We start from the raw sequence: 2,029 nt of genomic DNA, 5'->3' as shown, positions 1-2,029 counted from the left end.
GTAGTTTTAATTCCTTCTGCGTGCTGGCCCATGAAAAGCAATAGACCTAGAAAAAAACCGAAAAATGCAGGTCCCAAAATCCATCTGATTTTATACATAGTTCATACTTCCTTGATTAAACATAACGTCCCTAATAAGCGGACCAAAACTTGTGGCCTATACTTTGTGAGGCACGAGCAATGGCCGCGAGTTTGGGTCAGCTTGATTGGTTGGTTATACGGAGAATACAAACTGACCAAGCCAACAATTTAAATTACTAAAACAAATACTACAATCGAACGGCTGAAAAAAGCGATAACTTTTTAAGTAACCTGACAGAACTATGACAACTGAAACGATGAAAAGGCCCGTTAACGTTCAAAGTTGAATTTGGCAAAAAGAGAACGAATATTGTATGAAAAAGAGCAATAAGGCCAAGCTGTTACCAGCAACCCCAAACACCGTTTAACCCTTAAAAGAAATCCGTATAACGCCCCTAATAGACTGCACAAACACGTGGCCCACACTTTGTGAGGCACGAGCAATGGCCGCGAGTTTGTGTCAGGTTGATTGGTTTGTTAGACGGCATTGCGATCTTTAAAGTAACTGAACAATATTGGAAGAATAAATCCTACCAACATTAACCACAACAACGAGAAAAAGTTGTCGAAAAGCGCAAACAAAGCTAACCCAACAAAGACGTAAACAGCTAAAGAGATCCATTTAACCTGATTAGAACCCCTACCTTTAAAAAACCAAGTAATTAAAATAGCCAAAGACAACAATGTCACAGGAATTACCACAATAAAGCCTTCACCCATGCTAGTGTTCCTTATGTAACATGCCGTCTAAAACGCCCCTAATAGACTGCACATACTTGTGGCCTGCACGTTGTGAGGCACGAGCAATGGCCGCGAGTTTGTGTCAGGTTGATTGGATTGTTATACGGAGAACACATACTGACAAAGCCCACGATTAAAATTACTAAACCAAATACTACAATCGAATCGCTGAAAAAAGCGATAACTTTTTAAGTTACCTAACAGAACTATGACAACTGAAACGATGAAAAGGCCCGTTAACGTTTAAAGTAGAAACTGGCAAAAAAGGAGCGAATACAGTTTGAAAATGAGCAATAAAGCCAGGCTGTTACCAGCAAACCCAGACAACGTTTAACCCTTAAAAGAAATCCGTATAACGCCCCTAATAGACTGCACAAACACGTGGCCTACACTTTGTGAGGCACGAGCAATGGCCGCGAGTTTGTGTCAGGTTGATTGGTTTGTTAGACGTAAATTGTTTAAACATTACTTTGAGCCGATGGTAGATCGTGCTTAAAGACTAAAATTAACAAATAAATTAAACCGATTGGCGGAATGAACCCCGAAAAAAAGCCAAAAATTGCAGTACGAATAGGGTTACTAGTTTTACGCTTTCCTAGAAAGTAGCAAATGAAACCCATGCACGGAGCTAAGATGAGCATAAATATCGCTAAGTCTGTAAAGTTGATAGTTGTCATTTTTTAATAATTCCTTTTACGTCTAACGTCCGAATTTGCTGCACAAACTTGCTGGCTATACTAGGCGAGGCACGAGCCGCAGCCAGTGAGTTTGGGTCAGCAATATTCGTTTGTTATGTGACATTACCTTACGCACTTTTTTATAAAATGGCCACAAACCGCAGCCAGCCCAAAGAATAGGAGAGAAAAAGCGACCATCCCGATTAAAGGACCAATGATTGCCTCTTTACCCTCTTTATCGCTAAGAACAACTTCTGATACGCCATAAAGAACGCCAACCCCAGCGACTAAAAAAAAGGAAAAACCTATAAGCATTGAGAAGAACACCAGAGGTTTTTGTAATCGGTCGAGCTGTAAACCAATCAATATAGCTTCAATTAAGCCCACTTCAATTTCCTTGGCACATAACGCTTCGCATAACTGGCAAATACTTGCTGGCTAAACTTGGCGAAGAATGAGCCCCAGCCAGCGAGTATTTGTCCAAGCGAGCTTGCGAGCAAGTTAATGCGTTTGTTAGGTGCTAATTTACGC

The 2,029-nt window shown here is 40.8% G+C and carries 2 protein-coding genes; both read right to left on the bottom strand.

The window, feature by feature from the left end:
• Positions 1-557: 557 nt before the first annotated feature.
• Positions 558-800, bottom strand: coding sequence for a hypothetical protein (locus ABD036_RS19015; RefSeq protein WP_343862702.1), 243 nt, complete (start codon positions 798-800; stop codon positions 558-560).
• Between the two features lie 821 nt (positions 801-1,621).
• Positions 1,622-1,885 carry a hypothetical protein gene (locus ABD036_RS19010; protein WP_343862765.1) on the bottom strand — a complete coding sequence of 88 codons (264 nt, stop codon included), beginning with the start codon at positions 1,883-1,885 and terminating at the stop codon, positions 1,622-1,624.
• Positions 1,886-2,029 lie beyond the last annotated feature (144 nt).

The organism is Aliiglaciecola litoralis (assembly GCF_039523355.1).
GTDB lineage: Bacteria > Pseudomonadota > Gammaproteobacteria > Enterobacterales > Alteromonadaceae > Aliiglaciecola > Aliiglaciecola litoralis.
The sequence above is the reverse complement of the archived record's forward strand: the minus strand, read 5'-3'. Positions and strand labels throughout refer to the sequence as shown.

Coding starts and splice junctions, on each gene's coding strand:
- ABD036_RS19015 (WP_343862702.1), bottom strand. CDS start 800: ATGGGTGAAGGCTTTATTGTGGTAATTCCTGTGACATTGTTGTCTTTG.